The following is a 1,849-nucleotide window of genomic DNA, read 5'->3' as shown; positions in this document are numbered from 1 at the left end:
GTACTACGACAAGGGCTTCGACGCGAACCTCGACTGGTGGATCAAGAACGAAGCCACCGTCACCAAGCGCTGGCTGGAGTGGGCTCGTGGCTGAATTCGGAGTAGTCACACCGTCCGTCGAGGTGGCCGGTGGCAAGATGCCCACCGCGACGGGCAAAGCGCTGTCGGTGGTGGCATTGCGCAAGACGTACGGGGATGTCGTCGCTGTCGACGAGGCGTCCATGGAGATCGCGGCCGGGGAGTTCGTCACCTTCCTCGGCGCCTCCGGGTCGGGCAAGACCACGACCCTGATGATGATCGCGGGCTTCTGCGAACCGGACTCCGGCACCATCACCGTCGGGGACCGCGACGTCACGAAGCTCGCCCCGCAGAAGCGCAACCTCGGTTTCGTGTTCCAGCAGTACCTGCTGTTCCCGCACATGACGGTCAGCGAGAACGTCGCCTTCCCGCTCACGCTGCGCGGGGTGCCGAAGGACGAGATCCGCCGCCGGGTGGGGGAGACCCTGGAGATCGCCGGCCTGTCCGGCTTCGGCAGTCGTCGCCCCCGGGAACTGTCCGGCGGACAGCAGCAGCGCGTCGCCCTGTGCCGGGCGCTGGTCTACCGTCCGCCGGTCATCTTGATGGACGAGCCGCTGGGCGCGCTGGACAAGAAGCTGCGTGACCAGCTCCAGGTCGAGATCAAGGCCATCCAGCAGGAACTCGGCCTGACCGTCATCTATGTGACGCATGATCAGGAAGAGGCGCTGGTCATGTCGGACCGCATCGCGGTGATGCGCAACGGCCTGATCGAGCAGTTCGACACCCCCCGGGAGCTGTTCGAACGGCCCAGGACCCCGTTCGTGGCGGACTTCCTCGGCGCGGCCAACTTCCTGCCCGGCCGCATCGAGCAGCACACCGACGCACACACCGTGGTCCGCCTCGACAAGAGTGGCGGTCTGATCAAGGCACGGCGCCACCAGTTGGCCTCCGGTGCTCAGGTCAAGGTCGCCGTCCAGCCGGGCCGGCTGCGGGCCTGCGCCACCGACGACGGCTTCTGTACCGGCACGGTGGAGACCGCCACGTATGTGGGCACGTTGGTGCGCGCGGGCGTGCGCGTCGACGGCGGTGACGCGCCGCTGCTGCGTCTGGAAGTACCGGCCGGCCGCGGGCCTGTCACCGGCGAGCGGATTGGCATCACCGTCGACCCCGACGACGTCAACCTCTTCCCCACCGAACAGGGCGGGTGAGCCATGGCCGCCACCCTCACCGCCAACGCCCCGGCTCGTCCGCGCAAGCTCCTGGCCTCGCGCAAGACCCGCGTCGGCATCCTCTACGCACTGCCCGTCGTCGTCTACCTGCTGGTGCTGTTCGTCTACCCGATCTTCACCACGCTGTTCCTCAGCCTGAAGAACGCCGACGGCTCGCTCACCCTGCACTGGTACGCCGAGGCGCTGACCGGCGTCAACCTCTCCGTCCTGATCACCACCCTGCGGATTTCGGCGGAGACGGCCCTGTTGAGCCTCGTCTTCGGGTTCATCCTGGCCAACGCGATCTCGCGGCTGAAGCCCCTGTGGGCGGCCCTGGCCATGCTGGTCGTCGTCGTGCCGCACTTCATCAGCGCCCTGGTGCGCACCTACGGCTGGATCATCCTGCTGGGTGACAAGGGCCTGGTGAACGAGACCCTGGCCGCCATGTCGGTACCGGGGGCGCCGTTCCAGCTGCTCTACAACGAACTGGGCGTGGTCATCGGCACCACCTCCATGATGCTGCCCTACACCGTGCTGCTGCTCTACGGCGTGATGCGCGGCGTGGACCGCCGCTTGCTCGCGGCGGCGTCCAGCATGGGCGCCGGGCGCGTGACCATCTATCT

At 67.7% G+C, this 1,849-nt stretch carries 2 protein-coding genes; both read left to right on the top strand.

Going from position 1 to position 1,849, the window contains the following annotated elements:
- Nucleotides 1–86 precede the first annotated feature (86 nt).
- Nucleotides 87–1,226, top strand: coding sequence for an ABC transporter ATP-binding protein (locus CA983_RS43260; protein ID WP_244207352.1), 1,140 nt, complete (start codon nt 87–89; stop codon nt 1,224–1,226).
- Between the two features lie 3 nt (nt 1,227–1,229).
- The coding region (locus tag CA983_RS43255; RefSeq protein WP_086606065.1) for an ABC transporter permease at nt 1,230–1,849 on the top strand (620 nt) is incomplete at its 3' end.

Source organism: Streptomyces swartbergensis (genome assembly GCF_002148965.1).
Taxonomy (GTDB): domain Bacteria; phylum Actinomycetota; class Actinomycetes; order Streptomycetales; family Streptomycetaceae; genus Streptomyces; species Streptomyces swartbergensis.
The sequence above is the reverse complement of the archived record's forward strand: the minus strand, read 5'-3'. Positions and strand labels throughout refer to the sequence as shown.